Here is a 21997-nt window from a genome sequence, read left to right as displayed (position 1 = left end):
AAAAAGCTTAGGTTTTCACCTAAGCCACTTTCGGGTACCCGTTTTCATCGGGTTCGTTGTCATCGTCTTCGTACACTCGCACGTCATAGTTAAATGCCTTAACGCTGCACTTCTCCGTTCCTTGCGGTGTCACATCGCTAATGAGTGCTGGATAGCACCAGTTATCCGCTTCACCAAATAACCAAAGCGGTGGCTCCATCTCACCATCCAAAGACGGCTTAAAGCCTAAGCCAGTGGTAATGACCACCTCATAAGGGGAACCACCTTTGGTGGCAATGTGCGGCCCCGATGTTCTTCCATCCGGCTTCCGCAGTGCGATGTGGTGAACCCCTTCGCCCCATTCCAATGGCAAGTCTAACCACAGATGCGTGTTGCCATTTTTAATGTTAAACCCTTCTAACCGTCCACTTTGCGCATAGCCAGGTACATCGTCGGCCAGCGCTACATAATCGAGATAGTTAGAATTGAAGGCATCCATTTCGGTTCGGAAGGTGTACTGAAAGCGGCGGTAACGCTTTTTACGTCGAACCCGTATGCCAAACTGCCACGCTTTTTTCGGGTCGGTGATGCCAAGCGCACGAACCTTTTCTGGCTTAAGACCAAGATCACCTGGCAGCAAACAAAGCAAGGTTTCTGGCTTCCATGTTTTCGTCGAGAAGTACTCCACTTCAACACCGTCGGGTTCTTCCTCACGGATAAAGCTGCCTGAGCGTTCCAAGCCCTTACCGAGCATGTTGTCTGGCTGGTACTGAAAATCAAACGTGGTTCTCGGCTCATCTCGCACAGGTACGATTTGACCGTAGTACAATGTTGGCTCTGAATAGCCGATAGCGAGCACTTTCTTGAGCACTTCAAACAAAGTGCTGCTTTCCGTCAATACCGCATCAAACGTATCACCCCGAGCTTTCCATACCTCGTGTAAGCGAAGCAGCTCATAGTGGCCTATCTGAACGTCGGTTAATCCACTATCTAAGATGATGTGCCTCACCGCTGGCGCAATGTCCCGAGTAGGGTAAAGCTCTTCGGTCCAGCCTCCAAAACCATCAGGGATCTGCAGTTTGCGCGTTGGAATAACACCCAGCTTGTTTTCCGAACTGCGCGATAAGGCGTTACTGCCGCGAATTTTAAACGCGACGGTTGTCATCCCCTCATAACTGGCGTTGCTTTCCAGTCGGCATTTGAGTCTTCGATACTCGATTCTATCCAGGTACTTAAAGTCCTTTTTATCCTCGGTAATACGATAGACCCGAACCTCTGGCCTTACCATTCTGCCCAGTTCAATGGGGATCGTATCCGCTAACTGATCTCGGGTTCTGCCTGTTCGTTCGTAAGGGACTTGATTCCATTCAGTTTCCCCATCACCACGCCATTCGATCATGACTTGGATAGTGCGTTGGTCAATGCCACCCTTCTTGTTGACGTAACCAAGGCCATCGGGCAGTTTTAAATCGATAAAGATTTTGTCTGTGACTTCAGAGGCAGGACAAGCAAAGTGAGGACCAGCTGGCTTGCCGGGAAGTGACATTTCCGCTTCAAGCGTCCAGTTCTCGTTGACATCTTGATGCGTAAAAGCCGACCACCATGTCTGCACAAAATCATTCCCTGGATATAGACGTTCGACTTGAGCCTTTGTATCGGTGACATCCAAAATGATGTAGCGCCCATCATCCGCTCCGTGAAACTTAATCGGATAACTACGGGCTTCTAAGGGTACAGAACTAACGGGTACCACTGCGCCTAACTTGTCGATGATGGTCAGCGCATAGTACGTCTCCCCGCTCTCTTCAAACGTGTACTTTAAATAAATCATTCCAACGTCATATTCAACGATGGGGTCACCACCCGAAGAAGGTTCGTAGTAAGAAATCGGATACTCAATATAATCACCGGTCTTACAATTGTGAATATCCGCGTCCGTTGACCAGAATTGAAGTTTGTCTACGCCGTTTTCATTACGCCAGCCACCATAGAAGCCAACATGCGTTACCTCTCTTGCACCCAATGAGCCGGTGATATTGATGATGTCGTCCTTCTCCCACTCCACAGGCCAATACTCAGTCAGCAGCCCATCCACATCCGTCACAACGCCTAACGTATCGTTTTCTACGTTAACCTGAACTGGCGTGATGGAGTTAACCGCGCCCTCAAGCTCGATGCCAGATGTTGAAGACGTCGCCCCAACCTCACGTGAGGTGTAAATATTTTCATGCGCGGGATGGCCAGTAACATCGGCACCTGGTGGGAAAGCTTCAAAACTGATATCACCTGCGTATTTCGAGACAGGCGTATCACTGATGAAAACTTCATTAGCAGTAAAGTCATATTCACCATTCCCAAGAGAAGTCATCATCAACAGGTATTCTTCATCTTCCGAGTAATACCAGTGCTGCTCACTAATGATGTCAGGAAACGTTTTGTGACGGCCAAACAGTTCAGGGATGATCCCCATCAAACGGGCTCGGTTTCCCTGCGCATTCGCATCATAGATCGGGCTGCCTTCAGGCGTCGTATTCTGCAGGTTGTCTGGAATTTGGCTCATCGCATAAACAGCAGCGCCAGCAGCCACCACTGCAATAATAGCCAAACCAATATTAATCGGGTCTTTAGGCTCTGCCACCAGTTCTACATAGTCACCGTCTTGCCAGGCATAACTAAACCAGTCTGACGGTGTTTTCTGCTCGCCGTTCACAAAGTAGGAAAAGGGTGGCGTGTTCGATACGTAGTAACCTTTGATGTGCTCCGACATCCAGTCATTAAGCGTTTTTCCAGATGGGACCGGAGTGAATTCACGCTTACTGCGATCTAGCTTGTTGGGGTAAACCACTAACATACTCATGTTCGATGTAATACCTCGTTATTAGCGACATACGTTCAAAATCAGACAGCCGAGAGAGCCATGGCCTCCCTGCCTTTCGTCCTGTCTGAGCGACTTTTAAACCACCTTCATTAACCACCACGCCCACATGAACCAGCGTGTCGCCAATCAAATGACAGGCAATCGCGCCATCCATCGGTTTGGTTTCCACATAGTTATCGAGCAGCTGATGATAGGCGTTGGTCATGCCAGCTTTATCGTCTGGGTCCACGGTCCCAAAACTTTTAAGAAGCGGTAAACCATGGTGATGGTGTCGGACCAAACGCAGCCAGCCCCAACAATCCGCACCGTTCTCATCTCGGCCATAGTCAAGGTATGGCACGTTCATTAAGTCATTGAGTATCATTAGCTTCCCTGATATTTGAGTCCTTTGGTGATGCTTGGTGTATAGCGACGTTTTGGCCACGCTCGGTTGACCAAATCATGAAACGACGCCACCACACCCACGGTTTGGATGTTGTCTTTCTCACTGACGGCGGTCAGCGTAAGTGGTGGTTCAGCAGGTGCGGACAGGTGTGGGTGAAGGTAGAAACGGTAAGTGATGGTAACTTTGCTGCCATCTTCCAATGCTTTATCAATAAAGTGACGGGCCTCACCCGTCACATTATCAATTTGGAATTGCAGGTTCTGTTTCCCTTTGACGCTTTTACCCGGCAACGACACACCAAACGCCGAAGCGCGGAAAAAGGTTTCTGCTCCATCTTCGAGTCCAAGGTAAATCCCCTCGACACCGTTGACTTCAAGTTGATAGAAACCATCAGCCAGACGAATCACCGAATCCGGCTCGCCTCTTTGATATGCGTCTTCATTTTTGAGTTCGATGGTGTGGATGGGGATTTTATCGACAGGAGCAGAGGCATAGTAGACCTCTATTGATTCCATAATTATAAATCCGAGTTCACTTTATAGCGGTAACGGGTGAATGTTTTGGCTCCCGTTAATACATTGGTAAAACCCTGCTTGAAATACATTTTGTTATAGTTCCCGCCGCCTACTTGGAAAAACATGTAATTTTCCGTTGGGTCGAACGTGATGTTGTCAGGGTCTTGCGGCCCGTACCCTTCCAAAAATTCAACGGAAAAACTCACGCCACCACCATATGAAATGGCCTTTCGTGGGCTTGGGTATTCCACACGCGCCCTAGTTCGTGACCTTAAGTCCTCTTTTTGGTAGTAAGGTTCGACAGCACCAAATTGTGCCGTGGTCGCCAGATCGTTTTCATCCTCATTGCGAGCGATACACAAAAAACAGTTGTACCAGTCTGACACAATCGCATCACGCTGGAATTCAAGATGCTGAGTGATTTCAACGCCATCAATGGAAAACTCCCAAGTTTTCCAAGCCTTAAACCATTCCGTTTGCGCCTGCGTACCTTCTTCATAACCTTGAGAATGCTGCTGAACACGGAACACTTTTCCGATGTGTCGCCCCGCAACCGTTGGGTCAATTTCGGTACCATCGAGCTGCATGTTTATCCATTGTGCAATTTCATCGCCATGTGCGGTACCGCCAACAAAATCGGCCTTGCCCGATTCTTTAATGGCCGTTTCATTTTCACCGCCTGTGATGACCTCTTTGATTGTCGTGGATAAATCAGCACCAACAACATAAGCGCGTTGTATATGCCACACATCAGAGTTATGGCCTGCTTCAGCGTCAATACTCGTCAGACGCTCGAAGCGCCAGCAGACATAACGTCCCTTATCACTCGCATCATCACGAATATTAACAAGCACACGCTTTAAGTCGCTGGTTGGCTCTTGAACATCAATGACTACGTCTGGCAGCGTGTTTGACGCACTGCCACCGAGCTCTGGATACTCCAACGTGCCCAATGTCGGCGGGAAAGCGACTCGGGTAAAATTGCCATAGGAACAATAACCCAGAACAACCACGTTCGCTGCGCCTTGCCATCCGTCCGCTTCGTAGTAACGGCCGATTTTAATCTTTGAAGCTGGCGCGCCTTCTGGATCGTCGGCAGCCGTTAAATCCTCTTTATTAATCCAGGCAACATAATAGTTGTCTGAAGGAAACGAAATCGTACCAGGAGCAATTCTAACGCGATGGCGTCGATACCCTGTTTCATCACGCCACGGCGACAGGAGCAACAAAGGGTCTGGCCATGTTAACTCCAGTGCGTCTTTGTTCCACGTTGGCAGAGTGTTCCCCTGAGAGAATGCCACGCGATCCATTTGCGCATAGTAGGGACGAACGTTTTCATTTAAAAATTGACGCGGCGTATCTTTCAGTTGTCCGTAAAACACATCTCGACTGTTGGTTCGGCGATAACCAAGCAACAACCAGCCACCATCATTACGGCCTAAAGATCCTGTTGAAAATTCATCAACCTTATAAGCAACGACGCGACCAGAGGCATTTTTATTTGCAAAATCACAAATAATGCCTTGGTTTTCTTTAAGTTCAATATATCCTGCAGACGCGATTTCTGCCTTGATGGTATCCGACCACTCAACGTATTCCATCGAATAGCCAGTGTAAGCATGCCAAAGACTACCTGGAGAAGGTTGAATAAAAAGGGCGTAAGTTGTTAAACCATCACGAGATGTGCCTGTTTTTACATCTGCCAGTGATACATCATGAGATAAACAAATTTTCTTTTCTAAGTCTTCGGTCATGTTGCCTGTGACACCATGCCAGCCACTAGATCGCGTCCAACCCAACACTTTTCGATAAACCATTTCATCGGGTTGTCTTGAATAATCCGAAGCGGCCATGACCTGCGGCACTAAATACGTATTGGTTTCAGCATCCTTTTGGCGAGAGTCAAAGAAGACAATTTGGTTTTCACCTGCGGTTACCTTGTGTTCCTGGTTGGTTCGAGATACAGAATGTCCAGATTCTGGGTCATCTGGGTTTACAGGGAAACTAGCATAACAAAAAGCAGGTACCGTAAATTCAACATCATGTGGACCGATAAATTTTGTTTTAATGCCTGCCGTTAAAGGCAATTCAGCGGTTAATGCATGCGATTTGATAGGATTAATCTTCGCCTTTGATGCCCAAATTGCATACGCTTGATCGGCCAGCTTGCCGTAAAACCTCGGAACAGTTCCATTTTCAACGGTGGTACCTGCAAGCAAAAGCACCTTCGTGCCGCGAACAAATGCACGAGGTCCATTGATACCGCTGTATATGACATTCTGTGTTTTTTCTATGGTAAACGAGTCGGTTCCTATCGCTTTCCCAAAGTCAAAATATAAGCCGTAATTAGGTTCAAGCGTGTATTTACCATTTGTGGTAAAGGCAGGGATGTTTGCGGTAGTTCCCTGCGCGCCTTTGAATGCAGCAAAATCGATGTCCGTTTTTCCATCACCGAAATAAAAATCCAAGGCACCGCCACTGGCTAGCTTTACGTCAGTTAGGTTGATACCCATTTGAATCGCTTCGCTCATCGCCTCGTCAAATGTGCTTATATTAAGCTCAGAGCTCCACACGCCATTGTATTCATTGGAAGCGACCACTCGGCGTGTCACTGACGGCGTAAGCGCGGCCCAATCAGCATGACTGACAATCTGCAACAATAAATAATTGGTGTCTGGGTCACGAATATTATCGTCCACATAGGCGACTGACAGGCGAGGTAATTCAAATGCCAACGGGTAAGGTAATCGACCTGTTTTGGAGCCCTTAACTTTAAAATATACGGGTTCATCTAGGAATATTTTTACGGTCTCAGCATCGATATATTCCCAGCGTGAAATATGACCATCCAAAAAACCTTCCACAGCAGATAACGCTTGGGTAATGGCAGTCAGTGAATCGTAAGGACTTTTTATCCAAACGCCACCTGTATAGCCATACAAACCGTTATTGGTAACGGACGGGTCGTTCCAAACCTCTGCCAGTGGCTTTTCCGGTGGTGGTGCTCCAGACGCATCTAAAGCCGATCTTGTTTCAAAAGCGCTTCGTCCTTGAACCATGGCCTGCAAAGCCGCAAATCGGTCAGCAAATCGCTTGTCTATCGATGGCTTTTCTACCCCATCAATTAGGGCACTGTCGGCTTCACCACCAATGAGAACGAGGTTCAACCAATCGATGTTCTTCTGCAGCCATTCAATCAGCTCAAAAAAGTTATTGCTCTCTGTCATTGCTTCCAGCTCTCTGTGTAATAGCGGCTCATGTCAGCACCTTCCACGAACTCCACAAGGGTATGTGGGGCTAACATTTGGCCGACGGTGATTGCTTCGCTCTGAATTGGGTACTGGCGAATTTCACATTTGACGGAATAAAAAAAACGCCCTCCTTTGGATTTGGCGTTTTCTAATGGGTGGGACTTCATTTTTATTTGGATGGGGACCACGCCCAGCTCGGTTCTCTGGTTTAATTGAAACCAGCGAATACCGCCATTCAGAGCATGTTCTACCCAGCCTAAAAAGGCGGCGGCTTTGTCCTTTGGCATCCGAAATACCAGCGTTTCTTCGGCAGGGACGGTGATATGCCGCCTTCGGTCACGAGTCCGTCCGGTGGACATTTCACTTGAGATGCGGTTCGGCTGTTGCTTAATGCCCTGCTCTGGAAACTGAGGGTAAGGCAGATTACTTGGATACATCATCATAACCCGTTACACCCCCACTCGTTTTGCATCAAAGTATTGAGTAATGCCCTGAGACATTGGCCCGTCTGAATCGAGATCTTCCAAAAAGACATCCGTGAAGTTTTCGCCGTTTTCACCTTGTCGCTCTTGTACCTTGGTACCTTCTGGCGCACCGTAAATGTTTACGATGTTGCGACCACCACCAACCATGGCGGCTTTCGAGATAGCACGACTTGGGTCATTAGCGGCAAAAGGTTGTTGATGCATGGCCATAATGGCGTTATACATTTGGTCAATTTGATTCGCGGACTGATTGGTATAAACACGCTCACCTGCTTTTAGCGTCCAATCAGATTCCGTTCGACCACCCAGCATTGGCACTTCGGAGATACCGTTGTGCGCCATGTTCGACATTGAATCGACCTTGCTGGCCATAGAAATACCAAAACCCATAGCCGTGCCTGCAGCGGCAGCGGCAAGACCCGGACCAACATAAGGGATACCAACTAATGCTTTATAGGCCGATGATGCGGATTCGTATGCGTTAAGCATGATTTGGAAACGGGCAGCGGTTTTACCGATTCGAGCCGCATTTTTGTTCTCACTGTTTTGCAACTGAGAAATTTGCCCCATGAAATTGCTGACGCCTCTGACACGCTCTTGCATCAAACGCTCTTCACGGTAAGCGCGTTTCTCCGCTTCTATTTTTGCTTTTTCAGTCTTCGCTTCTTCACTGCGAGCAAACGACTCGATTGAAGCCTCTAAAGCGTCATCTTCTTGAGTTTTACGCTCTATTTCAGCCGTTTTATAAAACTCTTTTTCTCGCTCGCGGTACTCTGTTTTTAACGCCTCTAAAGTATCAAAGCCACGACGCTGCAGTTCTTGTTCGGATACCTGCATTTCTTCGATGTCAACCAAGCGTTGCTGATGCGCCAGTAGGAGTTTTCCTCGTTCATCGGCATACTGCATATCGAGCGATGCAAGGCGAGCAGCACCAGAGTCTTGCGCTTTGCCGACGCTAGGATCGTCTTTTAACGGTCGAATTGGAGGTTGTTCTGGGTATTTTGGCTTGTCACTTTTACCATCTCTATTGAAACCTAGAACGTCATCTTCATATTGGCGATGGTATTTATCTACCGTTTCCAATAACGCCGCATATTCTTGCTTAAGTCTTTTTACTTTAGTTTCAGCTTTTTCTACTTTTTCGCTAAATCGCGAGTTAGCCAAATGAGCTTTAACTTCTATGTTTCCCTCGGCGCTCTTTTCTGTTGCCTGCAAGTTCTCTAAAGCTTTTTGTGCTCTTTCTAACTCAATTCTTACAGTTCGTGCATCATCCTGAGCATCATGCTTTTTCTTAAGAATACCACTAGCGGTTTTTGGGTCGTCACTCATGCTATCTAATTTGGTACTCCAAAAGTCGATAGCTATGGTTAACTTTTTAGTAACCCAATCAATTTGCTCACTGGCACCTAGTACGCCGTTTGCAAAAGAGCGTTGGATCTTAAGGCCAACATCTGTGAGCTTCTGGTCCATCTCTTTGAATTTCTCGATGTCGTATTCCGACATGGAGACGTTCAAATCGTCGTACTTTTTGGTTAACTCGTAGAGCTTTTTGCCTTGGTTATCCAGCAGAGGCATTAATGCCGAGGCATCGTTGGCAATACTCTCCAGATAGAATATCTGGCTCTTCATTGGAACGTTAGCTTCGTCCATTGCCGCTTTTACCGCGACTAACGCTTCAGGACCAGAAAGCTTCTGCAGTTGATCGATGGTTAGGCCGACAGTCGGAGCAATGTTCGTCATGAAGTCGGCAAATTCTCCGCCTTCATTTTCAGTAAAGTCACCGAGCTTATCGTTCACATCCTTGAGAATATCAGCCATGCTTTCGCCGCTGATATTGTATTGCTCAGAGGCATACGCCAAGGCTTGTATTTGCTGGACCGATACCTGAGCAACGGTGGCCATCTTCTCAATTTCACGCGCTTGCTGCGCTTGCTGGGTAATGAGATAAGCGGTGGCACCTGTGACGGCACCAATACCCGCAGACACGTAACCGGCTGCATCCAGTACGACACGCCCTGCACTTTTAGCGCGGTCTGCCGTTTGTTCAAGTGAGCGTCCTAAGGAAACGTTTGAATCATTGGCCGCTTTGGCTTCTTTGGTGTAGCCGCGCAGCATTTTTTTGGCGTAATCCACATCTTTCTGAAACTTGGCGGTTTCAGTATTGAAGCGAATATTAAAATCAGCTATCTGGGCACTCAAGGCGAACTCCTCCTGCCGATTCGCTTAACGCCATCAGCTCTTCGTCGGTGTATTCTTTGGATTCTTCGGGTGGTTTTGAGGTTGGCATGAAGTCTTGGTAGCTTTTGTAAATACTCTCGTCCTTACACCCTGCGGCCATGGCCGTGACATTCCAGTTTGATGAACAGGACACGGCAAAGCGCCAATTGTCCATCTGGTGCTTAAATCCATGTTTAGAGAAATATTTACGCCACTCCACGACTGCTTGGCCACTAATGGAAGCCAGCAGGGTTCGCCAACAGACTTGCCCGAACTCTCGGGCAAGGTCCATGGCAAACTCAATCTCAGCCCGAATTAAACTTTTGGGTCAACCGGTTCCTGAGTGGTGGTGTCTTCGGTAGAAGTGGTCGAAGTATCAGAGCCTTCCGTTGTAGTTTCGTCCTGCTCTGGTTCTGGTACTGGCAGGCCTGAGAACGATGCAATGGCATGATGAAGCGTTTCTACCTGTGCTGGCGTCATCATAGACATGATCTGGTTATGTCGCTCGTCGATGTCTTGAACACCTTCGCGATAGCCATACGCCACCAAACGGGCTTGAACAAGAAAGTTAATGCGGAACCACTTCTGCGTGTACTTGTTCAACTCAATCAGGTAGTTTTCTTGCTCAGTCTCGCTGGCAGTTTCTTCAGGTTTCGCTGGTCGGTCTGGTTCAGGAATTTCTGAGCAGTAGTCCATAAAATCCAGCCGTTCTAAGCCAGACAGTTGCGTGATGGTGACATTTAAATCGTCAATTGGAACATCTTTCGTTTTCAAAAAACTCAGTGTCATCATTAAGCTCCTGCTTGCTCAGCCAAAATCATTTCGGCTAGTTTCGGCTTGCCAACATTTTTGATTTTAACGGTGCGAGTGATCTTCTCTTTAATCGTCACCGCTTTACCCAGTGAGTTGATGTAACCAGAATAGGCATCGACTGTGCCATTAGGGAACTTGGTGCGGTACTCGGTAATCGTGCCGTTTTCCACATCATCAACAAGTTGTTGCTGACCAGTTTCACCTGGCTTCCAAACCAAAGTCACATTGGTTTCACCCGCTGATTTTTGACCAGGCGATGTTTTCGCCCAATCTGCATCAGGATCGTCCAGGTAATTGTCTTCTTCATCTTCGACGGTGATTTCACCCGGTTGAATTTCTCGGATGCCGCCTATCTTGTCCCATTTGGTGTCGTCAAGATAATCGGCTGAAGTCAGGAGTTCAGCCGTGTCTTTCAAACGCCAGAACGAGGTACCAGCTCCTTTGATTGGTAAAGTTGGGTCTGACATGATTAAACCTCTTCGGTGTATTCAATGTTAAATGCTAAATCCAGCGTTCCCCATGGCTGCTCTTCGTCTCGCGCATACTCAAACGAGTGACGATTACAAAGGTCAAGAAGTCCGTTGGCGGTGTAGTGTTTGGTGATGACCGAAAGAACCTTTTCGCCTAGTGCATCAAGCTCTTTATCGGTGTTGTTATCTGCAACCAGGTAGATTCTGATGGTCAGGATGGAGCGCCATGTAATCTCTTCGAAATCTTCATCAACGCTTTGGCCTTCAGAAACAGAGACAGAAACAGCGGGGATATCAGATTCATCATTTTCAAATTCAGGGACGCTGATAAACGTTGGCTGGCCATTAAAAAAAGTGGCGACCATTGGGCCACCAGCTTCATCAACTAAGCCTGCTTTTAGATCAGAGCAGATTTGCTCTCTAATGATGTTGTTAATTTCCACGACCAACCTCTCTGCGTATAACTAATCGCACTTGCTGCTGCATCGCGCTAGCCAGTTCCTTTTTCATATCGGTTCTGATCAACTCATCACTGTGCTTTTTGAATGCCTTAGTGATTTCGTTCACTATCGGCACTTTGCACACCTTGATTGGGTATCTCGCGTCGGAGGTTCGCTGCATGATGTGCCAGCGACCATTCTTCAACTTCTGCAAGAAGGCGTTGTCAAAGCGATGTCTACCCACGACGATGGCTGTGTTTCCTGCAATCTCTCGCTTTTGGTAGCGCCCATTACGGCCTCGGTTGACTCGACTGATTTGGAGTTGCCCTCGCTTACGCCGAATTTGGGTTCTAGCCGTGTCGATTGAGATTGCAGGCACATCAAATCGGCGAACTCGAACATACGCCACTGGCATTTTTCCGGTGGCTTTTTTTACCGACGCACGAGGGCGAATAACTTTCTGCTTGATTCGAACAGCTTTCGCGGTGTCTTTGACTGACCGAGAGACAGCACGAGTCGCAACGCGGTTGATGGCCATGGCACTGGCTTTGGGGACGGCACTGGTTTGTAGCGCAGAAAGGTTCTTTACTGCCTGCGCTAACTCCCGATCAAGATTACTCATAGAATCACCACAATATTTCCGTCTTCTGGATAGGGGCCACTGGTGACAGTAAGCGTTCTACCCGAGGAAACGAACTCGATTGTCGTTCCCTTCTTCGGTCTGACATTATCTGCTTTCTTAAATGTCAGCTTGCGAGCGATGCCTGCCATAGCGTCAAACTGGTTTAGGGATTCGTCATAAATGGCTTTGATAGGTTCTCCACCATTGACTTTCACCCAGACACCAAACGCTTCAGAAACCGTGTTATCAACCTCTTCCATTAACTGGTCGAATTCGTTATCAAACATAAATGGCCTTACATCGTTGCGATGAAGTGAGCCAGACCTGCATCTACCGCTTCCATCGCGGTTTCTTCATCTAAAAACGGTTTCTCGCCTTTTTTTAGAAGTACGGTCTTGTTGCCTTGCACACACTGAAACGGCTTGTGAACAAAAACTTGTACATTGTCTTTTTCATCCGAGATAACTTCTGGCGGCTCACCATCTTCTAGGACAGTGGCACCGTCTGGCAGCTCAATGGCGGCACCGACAAGCACTTCCGATTTTTCGGCAGTTTGAATCGAGGCTTTTGCGATTTGATCACCGGCAGTATCGTCAGTGTCATTTCCTTGCGTTTGCGACAGTTCTTCATCTTCAGATTCATCCCCACCAGGAAGCTTGGCTTCGAGTTCATCAATGATGTTGTTTAACTGAGCTTCCGTGGTTTTACTGGTGTAATGAGACTCAGTGATGCCCAGTTCTTTACATAGGTCATCAATTTGCTTTTGCAGGTTCTCTTTCTTGCTCATGATTGGCTCCAAAGTAAAAATGGGTCCGTGGACCCATTTTGCTTTTAGTTAGTGATGATCAGGATTAACCGACTTTAACGACAACCACTTTGTTGACGTCGATGAGATACATAGCAGGTGCAGCTTCGGTTTTGGTGTAGCGAATTTCTGGGTCACCATTTTCGGTCCAGTCTTTGACGTAACGCTCTGCTTCATCAAATCCTTCACGCTGAGCGGATAGATCTTGAATCTGACCGTACAGACGCGCACCGCGCAGTTCGGTATGAGCCAGAATCAACGTGAAGTCGCGTTGGACTTTCTTGGTTGTACCGTCACGGTCGATGTACTCTTCATCCACCACGATGATGGTGACATCACCCAGGTTGCCTTTGACGCTGACCGTTTTACCTAGATCTTTTAGTGCCGTTTCAAGCTGAGAGTTAGAACCACGACGTGTTTCCAGCGCATCATTGAACTTCTTGAACTTGCGCATCAACGCCCACGTTTTAGGGTCGGTAATAATGGCGTTAGTCAGACCTTCAGAAAGCGCCGACCACGTCTCAATGTCACCAACAATGTCGTAAGTGTCGAAGTCTTGATTCGCCCACTGAGCTGCCGAGAGAAGTGTGACCATGTTGTCCGCATTTCGGCCTGCATCAATTTCGTAAGGCGTTTCAATGTAAGGGCTGTCGATCACGGTTTTACCGTCGTAGATCATCTCAGCACACATCAGTTCTTCACGATCACGAACCGCTTGCTCTTCGATGTCCAGGTTTTGCATCACAATCGCGTTTTGACGTTCGCCTGCAGACATCGCGCCTGTGATTGGCTCACCTGGGCGACGTTTTACGCTTTGGTTAGCGGTAACTGCATGCTTGGACTTCACGTATGCAGGTTTGAAGCTTGAGGTTTTAAAACCTTGGTTGCGATCCACGGCTGCACCAATCATCGGTGAGCAGAAAGCGGCAATCTTGGTTTTATTCGGGATCATGTCTAGGTCGACTTTTTCCGTGGCGAAGGTGTACATCTCACGGAAGAAGAAGCGCATGAAGAAGTTATCGCGGCGAATCCCTGCTTCTTGAATGGCTCCAAGCAGTTCGCGAGTGGTGTAATTATCAGACATAAGAAGCTCTTTTTACTGAATTCAAAGAAAACGACGAATTAGTATTCGTCGTCTACGAAAATAGGACTGCCAAGGAAAGCAGCGCGTTTTTGCTTGTTGGTTGTCACGGTCTCTGGCCAGAGAACAAAACCGATGCGGAAGCCACCTTGCAGGTAAACCGTCGATTCTTGGTCACTGCCTGTGTTGGCAACATCACGAGCCGAAATGGCGATGGCTTTGCCAGCGGTACCGTCCCACGCCACTAATGTGGCCGTGTCGGTTGCATCCACCATTAATGGCGTTCGGGCTGGAAAAGATACGCCCGTTTTGATGGTGGCTCGCGCCGTTACCGGTGCGCTAATCAATAGCTCATCGGGTGTGTATTCTGTTTGTTCAAACATGCTCGTTTCCTTGTTAGGTACGTGTGAATGAAGAAGCTAGCGCTTTGATGTTCTTTTGTTCTTCGGTGACATCACCGGAACCGACATCATCACCAAGCGGGTCACCATGTTCTTCTGCCAGAGCCATCAATGCCGAATCATTGGTTGCAGCGGCACTAACAGGGACTGAAGCAAGCATGGCTTTGGCTTCATCGACGCTAATTTTTGGGTTGCTGGCAAGCTGATGCGCTAAGGCTTCTCGCCCTTTCGCTTCTTCTAGGCCAATGATGCCCATGCAGCGCTCACGTTCTTTCGTTGCTGGGTCCGTGGACTCATCACTTTGCGCACTGGCTTGAGGGTGTTCTTGAGTTGGTTGCTGTTCTTCAGCTTGGTTTTGTGGAGTCGCTGGAGCAGCAGCTTGCTGCTGGCCACCTTGCTCTCCCGTTGCGACTGGTTGTTGTTCTGCTTGCACCGTCATAGCGGCTCCCATATCAAAAGTGGTTAGTTTTTTCTTGAACTGTTCAGCCATGATCTGAACCGCATCAAGACCGTTGACGACTTCGTTAGCGAAGCCAACATCGACTGCGGATTGGCCTTCGTAGACCTGAGCCTCAGTCGATAGAATGGTTTGAATGTCGACGCCCATGTATTCGGCGGCTTTACCTGCAAACATTTGGCGTGTGCTCTCTGCTTCGGATTGCCATTTTTCTCGCACCTCTTTCGGCAGAGACTGGTAAGGGTTGCCATCGGCTTTATGGTCACCAGCCGTGACAAGAGTGATTTCCACTCCTTGCTGATCGAGCATCTTCTCGATGTTGGTGTGAGCCATAATCACGCCCACGGAACCTGCGACGCCTGTTTGGGTAATGAGGCGCCTTGAACACGCACTCGCAATCATTTGTCCGGCACTGCAGTGCATGTCGTAACCAAGGGACCAGATAGGCTTGATTTTTCGCATCTCTGCGATTTTGTCAGCTAAGTCAAAACAACCTGCGACCATGCCGCCTGGGGTATCCATGTCTAACAAAGCACCCTTCACTTCTGGATCAGAAATGGCTTCTGTTAGGCGGTGCATGATGCCGTCATAACCTGTCATACCTGAGATGGGCTTTACGTAGCCATATTTGTGAACCAATGTGCCGTCAATGGGAATAATGGCGATGCCATCGACAACCTGATAACTTCGGTCGCTACTTCGAGAACGAGAAAAGCCTGTGGCGACTTTTTTCATGTCGTTCTCTCGGAGGACCTGCCCATCGGTATCCGTAAGCTGGACCACATTGCCTAGACGTTGGCTGAGCGCCGAGAAGAATACCCGAGCGTAACCAGCTTCTAAGGCGAGCGGCCTGTTGAATGTATTGCTGATCAAATGTTGTAAGTTATTCATTTGGTGTCTCACTTGGGTTATCCGGTGCTAACGCTTGCAGCTTCATCCAGCTTGGTGGTGGTAAACCTTTCGTTTTGCGCTCTTCCATTTCTGCCAACTGTTGATCAAAGATTTCTTGATAGTCTTCACCGAGTAGCGCGAGCTCTTTCTCGTAAGTCGAAAGACCGGAGTCAATGCGAAGCACCGCTTCTTTGACTTCTTTCAATCCATCAATGGCGAGTCGGCCAGAGCCAATCCAGTCACACTTGGTCCAAGCGTTTCGGCGTTCATAGAAGTTGAATCGCGCTTTGCTTGGCAGTTTGATGTAGCCACGCAGGATCATTTCTTCGAACATCAATGCAAAGATTTGGTTGGCAAATCGGTTGGCAATGATTTTTCGTCGACCCATGAAATAGCGCCATGAGTCGTTGTGCGAAGCACGAATGGTGCTGTAAGACATTTGCGAGTAATTACGCGACAGCTGCGCGTAATCCACGCCTAACCCAGCGGCAACGTAACGAATGATCGACTGTTCTAGGGCTGCAAAACCGTTATCGGCGTTACCTGCGCTGTGCAGATTGATTTTGTCACCAGGCATTAAGTGAGGCAGTTTGACGCCGTTGAACTTAACTTCGTTGCTGGCGTAGTAGTCACCGTAGGCTAAGAGCATCTTTTCAATGCTGCCGTTTTGTTGGTTCGCACCGAAAAGGAATTCCATCGCCTGGTCGCTACCAAGTTCTGACTCGATACTTGCTGCGTACATCGCATTGACGATCGCACGCTGCAGCGTGGTGTTCTGTAGGGTGTCGAGCATTTTCAATTGCTCTAAACACGACAAGAACTTATTCACGCCGCGGCATTGTCCACCTTCTGATGGTTCGAAGATGTGCAAGAATCCCATTCGTCCCGAGCGCAGACGCTTCGGCACTTCCCGCCATGTCTTTGGCGAGCCAAAGTTATCGGCTCCTTCTTCAATGAAGTAGGAAATGGCTTCTCCGTGACGGTTGAATCGCATCCCGCCACGCTGATGGGGTTTGTCCATCATGTAGTTCGGGTTGTTCACCTTTCGAGGGGCGACCATGCGAATGCAGGTTGAAAAGTGAGAGTGGCGTCTGTCTATCCATTCCGGCTTTGCCATGATTTCGCCAGTGTGAGCGTGTGTCTCTATGCCCTCTCGCATCATCATGGTGAAGGTTCGTCGACCTTCTGCATCAATAAAACAGTTAGGGTCTTCGGCAATATCACGAAAGATGGCTTCGACTTCACGCACAAAACCTTTGTCTGGGTCGATGCCGAGCAACAGCCAGTTGGGTTTGTAGCTGAGGCGAAACTCAGATCCAATAATGTGGTCTTTGTGTAGCTGGATGCCGTTTGCAGCAATGCCGTTATTGCGCGTCACATCATCTGTTCGGGCATTGGCCTGCTTCATGACAGGCAAGAAAGCAGCATCTACCGATTTTGACGGAGGGTTCCAATCGCTCATCTGGCCACCAAACCCTGAACCGCCAGCTCTATACACCGCTTCTCTTAATGGTGTTTGACCATCTGCAGCCAGTAGTCCGGTGTTTATCATTAGAATGAAACTCCTGCGGGGCGGCGACGGCGAACTGAATTCGTTCCTAACTGAGCGCGTAAATCGTCAATGTAGGCGCGAAGCTCATGAATATTCGCTCGACTGTATTCGACTTTGCGGTCTCCTTTTTGTACGGATACCGCCATTTTTCCGGTCTGCAGGTTGTGATAAGCGGCTTCGGCTTGCTGCAGCATTTCTTGTAACGTCATTTTCTATCCACCTTTCAATCGTGCGGCCAACTCAGCAATGCTGAGACCAGATGATTTTGGCTGTTCTTGTGCTTGCGGCTCTTCCAGTTCTAAACCGAACTTTTGAATGAGAATGTTTAAAGCGGCATATGCATAAACCCAGCCATCCAATGCTTCATCGTATGGGTGGTACTGTTTGTGCCATCGCCAAACTTGTCGGCCTGATTTGTCGTGCTCTAACTTCTTATTCGCTGAGCAAAGCTGCTTGAAGAACTCATCACCGGCTATGTCATCATCCAGTGGAAAATGAATGCACCCTGGTACGGGTTCGTTGCCTTTTGGGATTAAGCACAAGCGGCTATAAAGTCGTTGCTTGATGCCGTCGGTACCAAGCCTTGTGAGGTAAACTTTCTTGTTGTTCTTTTTGCGAGGGAAGTTTTGTATCGGCTTGCCGTATTGGTTTTCACCTTGAATTGGGATCACCCACATGACACCGTGTGTTCGGCTCATCTGGTAAACGTCATCGGTTTTATGGCCCATGGCATCCCAACACCAAAGCTTAACGTCCATGACTTCGCCATTGCGCTTTTTGTAGGTTCGATACAGTGCCTTTCCTGCCGCATCTTTTAAGACCTGGCTAGACAAATCACCGAGTAAAACGATGTGCTCGACAAGCCAGCATTCTTCACCGGGTCCCCAAGCCCAAACATAGAGCTCGATACGATCATCCTGAGTATCAATGCCTCCTGTTAAGACCACTGCCCTGTCTGGAACGGGGTTGCTCTTGCGAACCTCTGCCCACCAGATTTCTCTGCGAGCTTTGAGTTGTTCCCAATCCAGCTTGTCACCGTTCTCACCTTCCCATAGCTCACCAAGTGTTAGGTTGACGAACGTTTTTAGCTGGCTTGGATCGTCTTTCTTATTGAGAAAATCACGAACAATGCCTCGCCAGCCTGCGCTTAATTTGGTGTTGTAGCCTGACCAGATGTGGAGACCGACGCTGCTTGGTGTTTGCTCAGGGTTGTCGTCAATATCGAAGAAGTCATAGCCATCGCGTGTCCATGTTCCATCCTCTGCAATCCAACGGCCTGCCAGCTCCATTTTGTAAAGGTGCTTGTAGTAAATTGGCTCATCACAATGCACACAACTGTAATAAGCAGTTTTCGATTTCTTCTCGATGCTTGGCTGAGTGTTGTCCCACTTAAAACCGTGTTTGTCTTCTTTGCTGCCCCACTCTAAAACCTGCTCGGTTCCACAATGTGGACACGGTAGATAGAAGCGAAAGGTCAGTTCCATCTTTTTCATCAGGCGTTCTACGTGAGATTCGCCTGTATTCGTCGGTGTGGTTCCCCATCTTGCCATTGGAAAAGCAGCGCCTTCCAAACGCATCCTGGCGAGGTCGATTGGGTTACCTTCTTTACCAACCTCCCAGTCCCAACCATCTATCTCATCACCGAACAAAGCACCTTTAGTCAGAGCACGCATGTTTCGCGGTGTGGATGTACCAAGAACGTGTAACGACCAACCTGTTCCCTGTTTGTAGGAAACGGTGTTTCGATGGTCTTTGGCAAATAAGGCTGGAAAGATTTGAGGCATGATCGGCATTTCCTGCCAGGCTGCATCGATTTCAGTGACAGAGATATTTTTGGCATCGTTCTCTGTCGGCACGTAAATCACGGTGTTGGTTTTAAACTGAGCATGCAGACAAGAGTTGGCGGCAACGACCAGTTTTGACCAGCCAACACGCGCCGACTTTTGCATGGTCAGCTCGGATATGGCGCGGTTACACATCATATTGAGTGGCACCACCTGCAAAGGCAGTGTTTCCCAAAAGCCTTCTTCCTGAGAAGAGCCCGCCGCTAACCGGAAATGCTTATTTGCCCATTCCGACCCCTTGATGGCGATTGTTCTCCTCATCCCCATCAAGCCACGACGGACTTTCGTCTGGATCGCTTTCAATGTAATCGGAGAGGTTTGGTTGAACATCGGCACACTCATTTAATACAGCAGCAATCACAGCCTCTAACACTTCCACCGATTCGGGTGGCATGTCTGGCCATGCGTTCTTTAGTTTGGGAAGGAGGGTGTCGAGGCGTGTACCTATTCTGGCGCATACCTGTTCTAAGGTATCAACGATGACGTCTATTGGTGCGTAACTCTTTTCAAACAACACGCGTTTGGCTTTTAGCATCGCCAACTTTTCGCGCCGTTCTTCTATCTTGAGATCTCGTTCTAGTTTTGCGAACGTTTCCTCATCTTCTTGCTCGGTTTCCGGTTTTGGAGTCCCGGACTTAGACCGCCTTAAATACGTAATGTAAGCATGATTACACGCTAGCGGGTCCATGCCACTTCGACCAATAGCAGCAGGCAGGAACCCTTCTTGCGTAAGGTTTCGGACCTGTCTAGATGAAATGCCAAGGAGCTTCGCTATATCCTCTTGCGTGTACTTCTTGCTGGGATTGAATAGTTCGCTCATTCATGGTTTTTGACCGGAAACCGGAAACCTCCAAAATAAAAAAATTTTTTAACGAGAGCTTTTCTGCGAGGTCGAACCCCCGTGGTAACTCAGGATCCCCAGAAGGACCCGCGATCATGGCTGATCTTCTGCTAGGCATTGGGTCCTGATGTAATCCTGTAAGTACTTTGTCTGCTGCTCGTTCTCTATCATCATTCCTCTGAGACGTAGATAATCTTGTTCAGCTGCTGCTCCAAGTCTTGGGGTGTTTGCATTGCCCACGCTTCTGGTGCTGGTGGCTTCGGGCACTGCTGGGCAATCTGCCTGGACATACACCCGCTCAGGGCCAGTGCTGAGACTATCGCTAAGACGATCAATCTCTTCTTTTGCTTCGGATAGCTCTGCTGCATGCTTCTCTCCCAATTGGTTGAAGGATTGAATTTGAACTCGCTGCTGGTGTAATGCTGCGATATAGCCCTGAATCTCGCCCTTTGCTGAGGTCAGCTGGCTTTCAGCGATATCAGCCCGACTGCTTTCCACGAACAATGCTGCCGAGAGTGTCGCAACCACTACTACCGCAATAGCTGTCACCCATACTGTCAGCTTTGCATTAGGCATACTTCCCTCTCTATATCGCGTCGGTTCATCAACCCTTTCCATGGTTTGCCTGCTGCATATACCCATCGTTTAAGCTGGTCACATGCTGCATGCCACTCACCTTTGTTGAGCAGCTTCAGTAACGTCGATCGTGAGAATGAGCCAATACCAACGTTAAACGTGAAAGAGTAGAGAGCTGCTCGTGTCGTCTCAGGAATTTCAACGTGAATCATCGGGTCGACCATTCGTTTAACATCAGCCAAGTCAGACGCAAGCAACGCATCACACTCAGCTTGTGAGTAGACTTTGTCCGGGATGATGTCTGTTCCTGTATGGCCGTAACACACAGTTTGAACACCAGCGACATCGATGTAAGAAGTAAACCGAACACCTTCCATTGGCTTTACCATTGTTGTCGCCATAATAAGAGCCGAAGCTCCTGCGGCTGCTAACATCTTGACTGCAGAATTAAGGTGCTTCATCGCCATAGTCCTTTTCAAAGCGCTTTTTCTGCCAGTAGTTGTTAATCCAGGCAGTAATGAGCATGCCAGCCAAAGCAATCAGCACCGTATAACCATCTGCAGATATAGACCCAAACACTCCTATTACCCCATTCCAAAAATAAGATAGGGCGCTGGATATCTTTTCGTTCATACGCATACTCACCCCCGTACTGGAGTGCCCTTTTGCTTGGGTGAAAATGAAAAAACCCCGCCGAGGCGAGGTTTTCGAGAATTTATGATAGGCACAAAAAAACCGCCTAAGTGGCGGTCATTTTCAATACTGTGTACTTATCCATAATGGATATATATACATTAAATTGCCCCGTTTTTATTTTCAAGCTCTTTTTTGAATAATTTTCGCGCGGACTTGTCGTAGTTAATAAGCAAGGTACGAATCACTTCAATGTGCTTTTCCCATTCAGACCAGTGGTTTTGGTAATAGCGAGTACGTTTCTTTCTGAACCCATCAGACTCAATATTCTTTTCTTTACAATCTACTTCCACCAGCGCTTTGATTAGGAACTGACGGCTAACACTTGGCATATATTGAATACCATCATGATCGAAGTAAGTCTGAGCACCAGCCAATTGCTCGAGCGCAATATTTCCAGCGATAGTACTGATGAGCGCTTTAACTTTGAGATAGGTTCGCTTCTGAACAATCATGCCTTGCTCAGATGAAAGAACGACCCAATCATTCAACACACTTTCCACCAGGCGCTTCTTGTTTTCTTTCGAGTTCCAGAGCGGTGATGCGTAAGCGTATAGACTCCAATCAGCCAAATGTGCTGCTTTCTTTTGCATTCTATCTAACGTTAAAAGCACTTTTGCGCCATCAATTCGAGATGCCATTTGATAGTCAGCAGCCCCGAAGCCTCCGCCGCCACCAGAACCGTCATTATACTTTGCCTTGATGCCTTCCGTAGCCATACCAATTGCTGCAGGCATAGGCCACGTTTCAACGTTAGTCGCTAATCCCATAATATTCCCTGTACAAGTTTGGATACATAAA

24 protein-coding genes are annotated in these 21997 nt (G+C 48.1%); all 24 read right to left on the bottom strand.

Going from position 1 to position 21997, the window contains the following annotated elements:
- Positions 1 to 19 precede the first annotated feature (19 nt).
- Positions 20 to 2836 carry a host specificity factor TipJ family phage tail protein gene (locus tag ACZ5ZC_RS23690; protein WP_464932369.1) on the bottom strand — a complete coding sequence of 939 codons (2817 nt, stop codon included), beginning with the start codon at positions 2834 to 2836 and terminating at the stop codon, positions 20 to 22.
- Positions 2793 to 3221, bottom strand: a complete 429-nt coding sequence (locus ACZ5ZC_RS23685) for a phage tail protein (RefSeq protein WP_464932368.1) — start codon at positions 3219 to 3221, stop codon at positions 2793 to 2795. The genes ACZ5ZC_RS23690 and ACZ5ZC_RS23685 overlap by 44 nt, the downstream gene beginning before the upstream one ends.
- The gene (locus ACZ5ZC_RS23680; RefSeq protein ID WP_464932367.1) at positions 3221 to 3757 is read right to left on the bottom strand and encodes a DUF1833 family protein; all 537 of its coding nucleotides are present in this window, start codon (positions 3755 to 3757) and stop codon (positions 3221 to 3223) included. Before ACZ5ZC_RS23680 ends, ACZ5ZC_RS23685 begins: the two co-directional genes overlap by 1 nt.
- A 2-nt stretch (positions 3758 to 3759) precedes the next feature.
- Positions 3760 to 6984: a hypothetical protein gene (locus ACZ5ZC_RS23675; protein ID WP_464932366.1), complete on the bottom strand. Its 3225-nt coding sequence runs from the start codon at positions 6982 to 6984 to the stop codon at positions 3760 to 3762.
- Positions 6981 to 7451: a hypothetical protein gene (locus tag ACZ5ZC_RS23670; protein WP_464932365.1), complete on the bottom strand. Its 471-nt coding sequence runs from the start codon at positions 7449 to 7451 to the stop codon at positions 6981 to 6983. The genes ACZ5ZC_RS23675 and ACZ5ZC_RS23670 overlap by 4 nt, the downstream gene beginning before the upstream one ends.
- Positions 7452 to 7457: 6 nt before the next feature.
- Positions 7458 to 9692, bottom strand: a complete 2235-nt coding sequence (locus ACZ5ZC_RS23665; RefSeq protein ID WP_464932364.1) for a hypothetical protein — start codon at positions 9690 to 9692, stop codon at positions 7458 to 7460.
- The gene (locus ACZ5ZC_RS23660) at positions 9673 to 10002 is read right to left on the bottom strand and encodes a phage tail assembly protein T (protein WP_054867979.1); all 330 of its coding nucleotides are present in this window, start codon (positions 10000 to 10002) and stop codon (positions 9673 to 9675) included. The genes ACZ5ZC_RS23665 and ACZ5ZC_RS23660 overlap by 20 nt, the downstream gene beginning before the upstream one ends.
- Positions 10003 to 10025: 23 nt before the next feature.
- Positions 10026 to 10502 carry a hypothetical protein gene (locus ACZ5ZC_RS23655; RefSeq protein WP_464932363.1) on the bottom strand — a complete coding sequence of 159 codons (477 nt, stop codon included), beginning with the start codon at positions 10500 to 10502 and terminating at the stop codon, positions 10026 to 10028.
- Positions 10502 to 10990: a phage tail tube protein gene (locus tag ACZ5ZC_RS23650; protein ID WP_054867978.1), complete on the bottom strand. Its 489-nt coding sequence runs from the start codon at positions 10988 to 10990 to the stop codon at positions 10502 to 10504. The genes ACZ5ZC_RS23655 and ACZ5ZC_RS23650 overlap by 1 nt, the downstream gene beginning before the upstream one ends.
- A 2-nt stretch (positions 10991 to 10992) precedes the next feature.
- Positions 10993 to 11436, bottom strand: coding sequence for a phage tail terminator protein (gpU, locus tag ACZ5ZC_RS23645; RefSeq protein ID WP_054867977.1), 444 nt, complete (start codon positions 11434 to 11436; stop codon positions 10993 to 10995).
- Positions 11426 to 12055 (bottom strand): phage tail protein, encoded by a 630-nt coding sequence (locus ACZ5ZC_RS23640; protein ID WP_422831641.1) that lies wholly within the window; start codon positions 12053 to 12055, stop codon positions 11426 to 11428. Before ACZ5ZC_RS23640 ends, gpU begins: the two co-directional genes overlap by 11 nt.
- Positions 12052 to 12342 (bottom strand): head-tail joining protein, encoded by a 291-nt coding sequence (locus ACZ5ZC_RS23635; protein WP_054867975.1) that lies wholly within the window; start codon positions 12340 to 12342, stop codon positions 12052 to 12054. Before ACZ5ZC_RS23635 ends, ACZ5ZC_RS23640 begins: the two co-directional genes overlap by 4 nt.
- Positions 12343 to 12350: 8 nt before the next feature.
- The gene (locus ACZ5ZC_RS23630) at positions 12351 to 12842 is read right to left on the bottom strand and encodes a hypothetical protein (RefSeq protein ID WP_464932362.1); all 492 of its coding nucleotides are present in this window, start codon (positions 12840 to 12842) and stop codon (positions 12351 to 12353) included.
- A gap of 64 nt (positions 12843 to 12906) precedes the next feature.
- A complete protein-coding gene (locus ACZ5ZC_RS23625; protein WP_054867973.1) occupies positions 12907 to 13944 on the bottom strand; it encodes a major capsid protein in 1038 nt (345 codons plus the stop codon).
- A 38-nt stretch (positions 13945 to 13982) separates the two neighbouring features.
- On the bottom strand, positions 13983 to 14324 hold the full coding sequence (locus ACZ5ZC_RS23620; protein ID WP_054867972.1) for a head decoration protein: 342 nt from the start codon (positions 14322 to 14324) through the stop codon (positions 13983 to 13985).
- Between the two features lie 13 nt (positions 14325 to 14337).
- The gene (locus ACZ5ZC_RS23615) at positions 14338 to 15690 is read right to left on the bottom strand and encodes a S49 family peptidase (RefSeq protein WP_464932361.1); all 1353 of its coding nucleotides are present in this window, start codon (positions 15688 to 15690) and stop codon (positions 14338 to 14340) included.
- Positions 15683 to 17242 carry a phage portal protein gene (locus ACZ5ZC_RS23610; RefSeq protein WP_464932360.1) on the bottom strand — a complete coding sequence of 520 codons (1560 nt, stop codon included), beginning with the start codon at positions 17240 to 17242 and terminating at the stop codon, positions 15683 to 15685. Before ACZ5ZC_RS23610 ends, ACZ5ZC_RS23615 begins: the two co-directional genes overlap by 8 nt.
- Positions 17242 to 17451, bottom strand: coding sequence for a phage head-tail joining protein (locus ACZ5ZC_RS23605; RefSeq protein ID WP_054867968.1), 210 nt, complete (start codon positions 17449 to 17451; stop codon positions 17242 to 17244). Before ACZ5ZC_RS23605 ends, ACZ5ZC_RS23610 begins: the two co-directional genes overlap by 1 nt.
- A gap of 3 nt (positions 17452 to 17454) precedes the next feature.
- A complete protein-coding gene (locus ACZ5ZC_RS23600; RefSeq protein ID WP_464932359.1) occupies positions 17455 to 19416 on the bottom strand; it encodes a terminase gpA endonuclease subunit in 1962 nt (653 codons plus the stop codon).
- On the bottom strand, positions 19304 to 19906 hold the full coding sequence (locus ACZ5ZC_RS23595; protein WP_464932358.1) for a hypothetical protein: 603 nt from the start codon (positions 19904 to 19906) through the stop codon (positions 19304 to 19306). Before ACZ5ZC_RS23595 ends, ACZ5ZC_RS23600 begins: the two co-directional genes overlap by 113 nt.
- A gap of 114 nt (positions 19907 to 20020) precedes the next feature.
- A complete protein-coding gene (locus tag ACZ5ZC_RS23590; protein ID WP_464932357.1) occupies positions 20021 to 20503 on the bottom strand; it encodes a lysis protein in 483 nt (160 codons plus the stop codon).
- Positions 20485 to 20964, bottom strand: a complete 480-nt coding sequence (locus ACZ5ZC_RS23585) for a lysozyme (RefSeq protein ID WP_054867991.1) — start codon at positions 20962 to 20964, stop codon at positions 20485 to 20487. Before ACZ5ZC_RS23585 ends, ACZ5ZC_RS23590 begins: the two co-directional genes overlap by 19 nt.
- Positions 20951 to 21142 (bottom strand): phage holin family protein, encoded by a 192-nt coding sequence (locus ACZ5ZC_RS23580; protein WP_005376950.1) that lies wholly within the window; start codon positions 21140 to 21142, stop codon positions 20951 to 20953. Before ACZ5ZC_RS23580 ends, ACZ5ZC_RS23585 begins: the two co-directional genes overlap by 14 nt.
- A gap of 155 nt (positions 21143 to 21297) precedes the next feature.
- Positions 21298 to 21966: a hypothetical protein gene (locus ACZ5ZC_RS23575; RefSeq protein WP_054867966.1), complete on the bottom strand. Its 669-nt coding sequence runs from the start codon at positions 21964 to 21966 to the stop codon at positions 21298 to 21300.
- Positions 21967 to 21997 lie beyond the last annotated feature (31 nt).

The organism is Vibrio sp. JCM 18905 (genome assembly GCF_055393305.1).
This window is presented reverse-complemented; position numbering and strand designations above follow the sequence as displayed.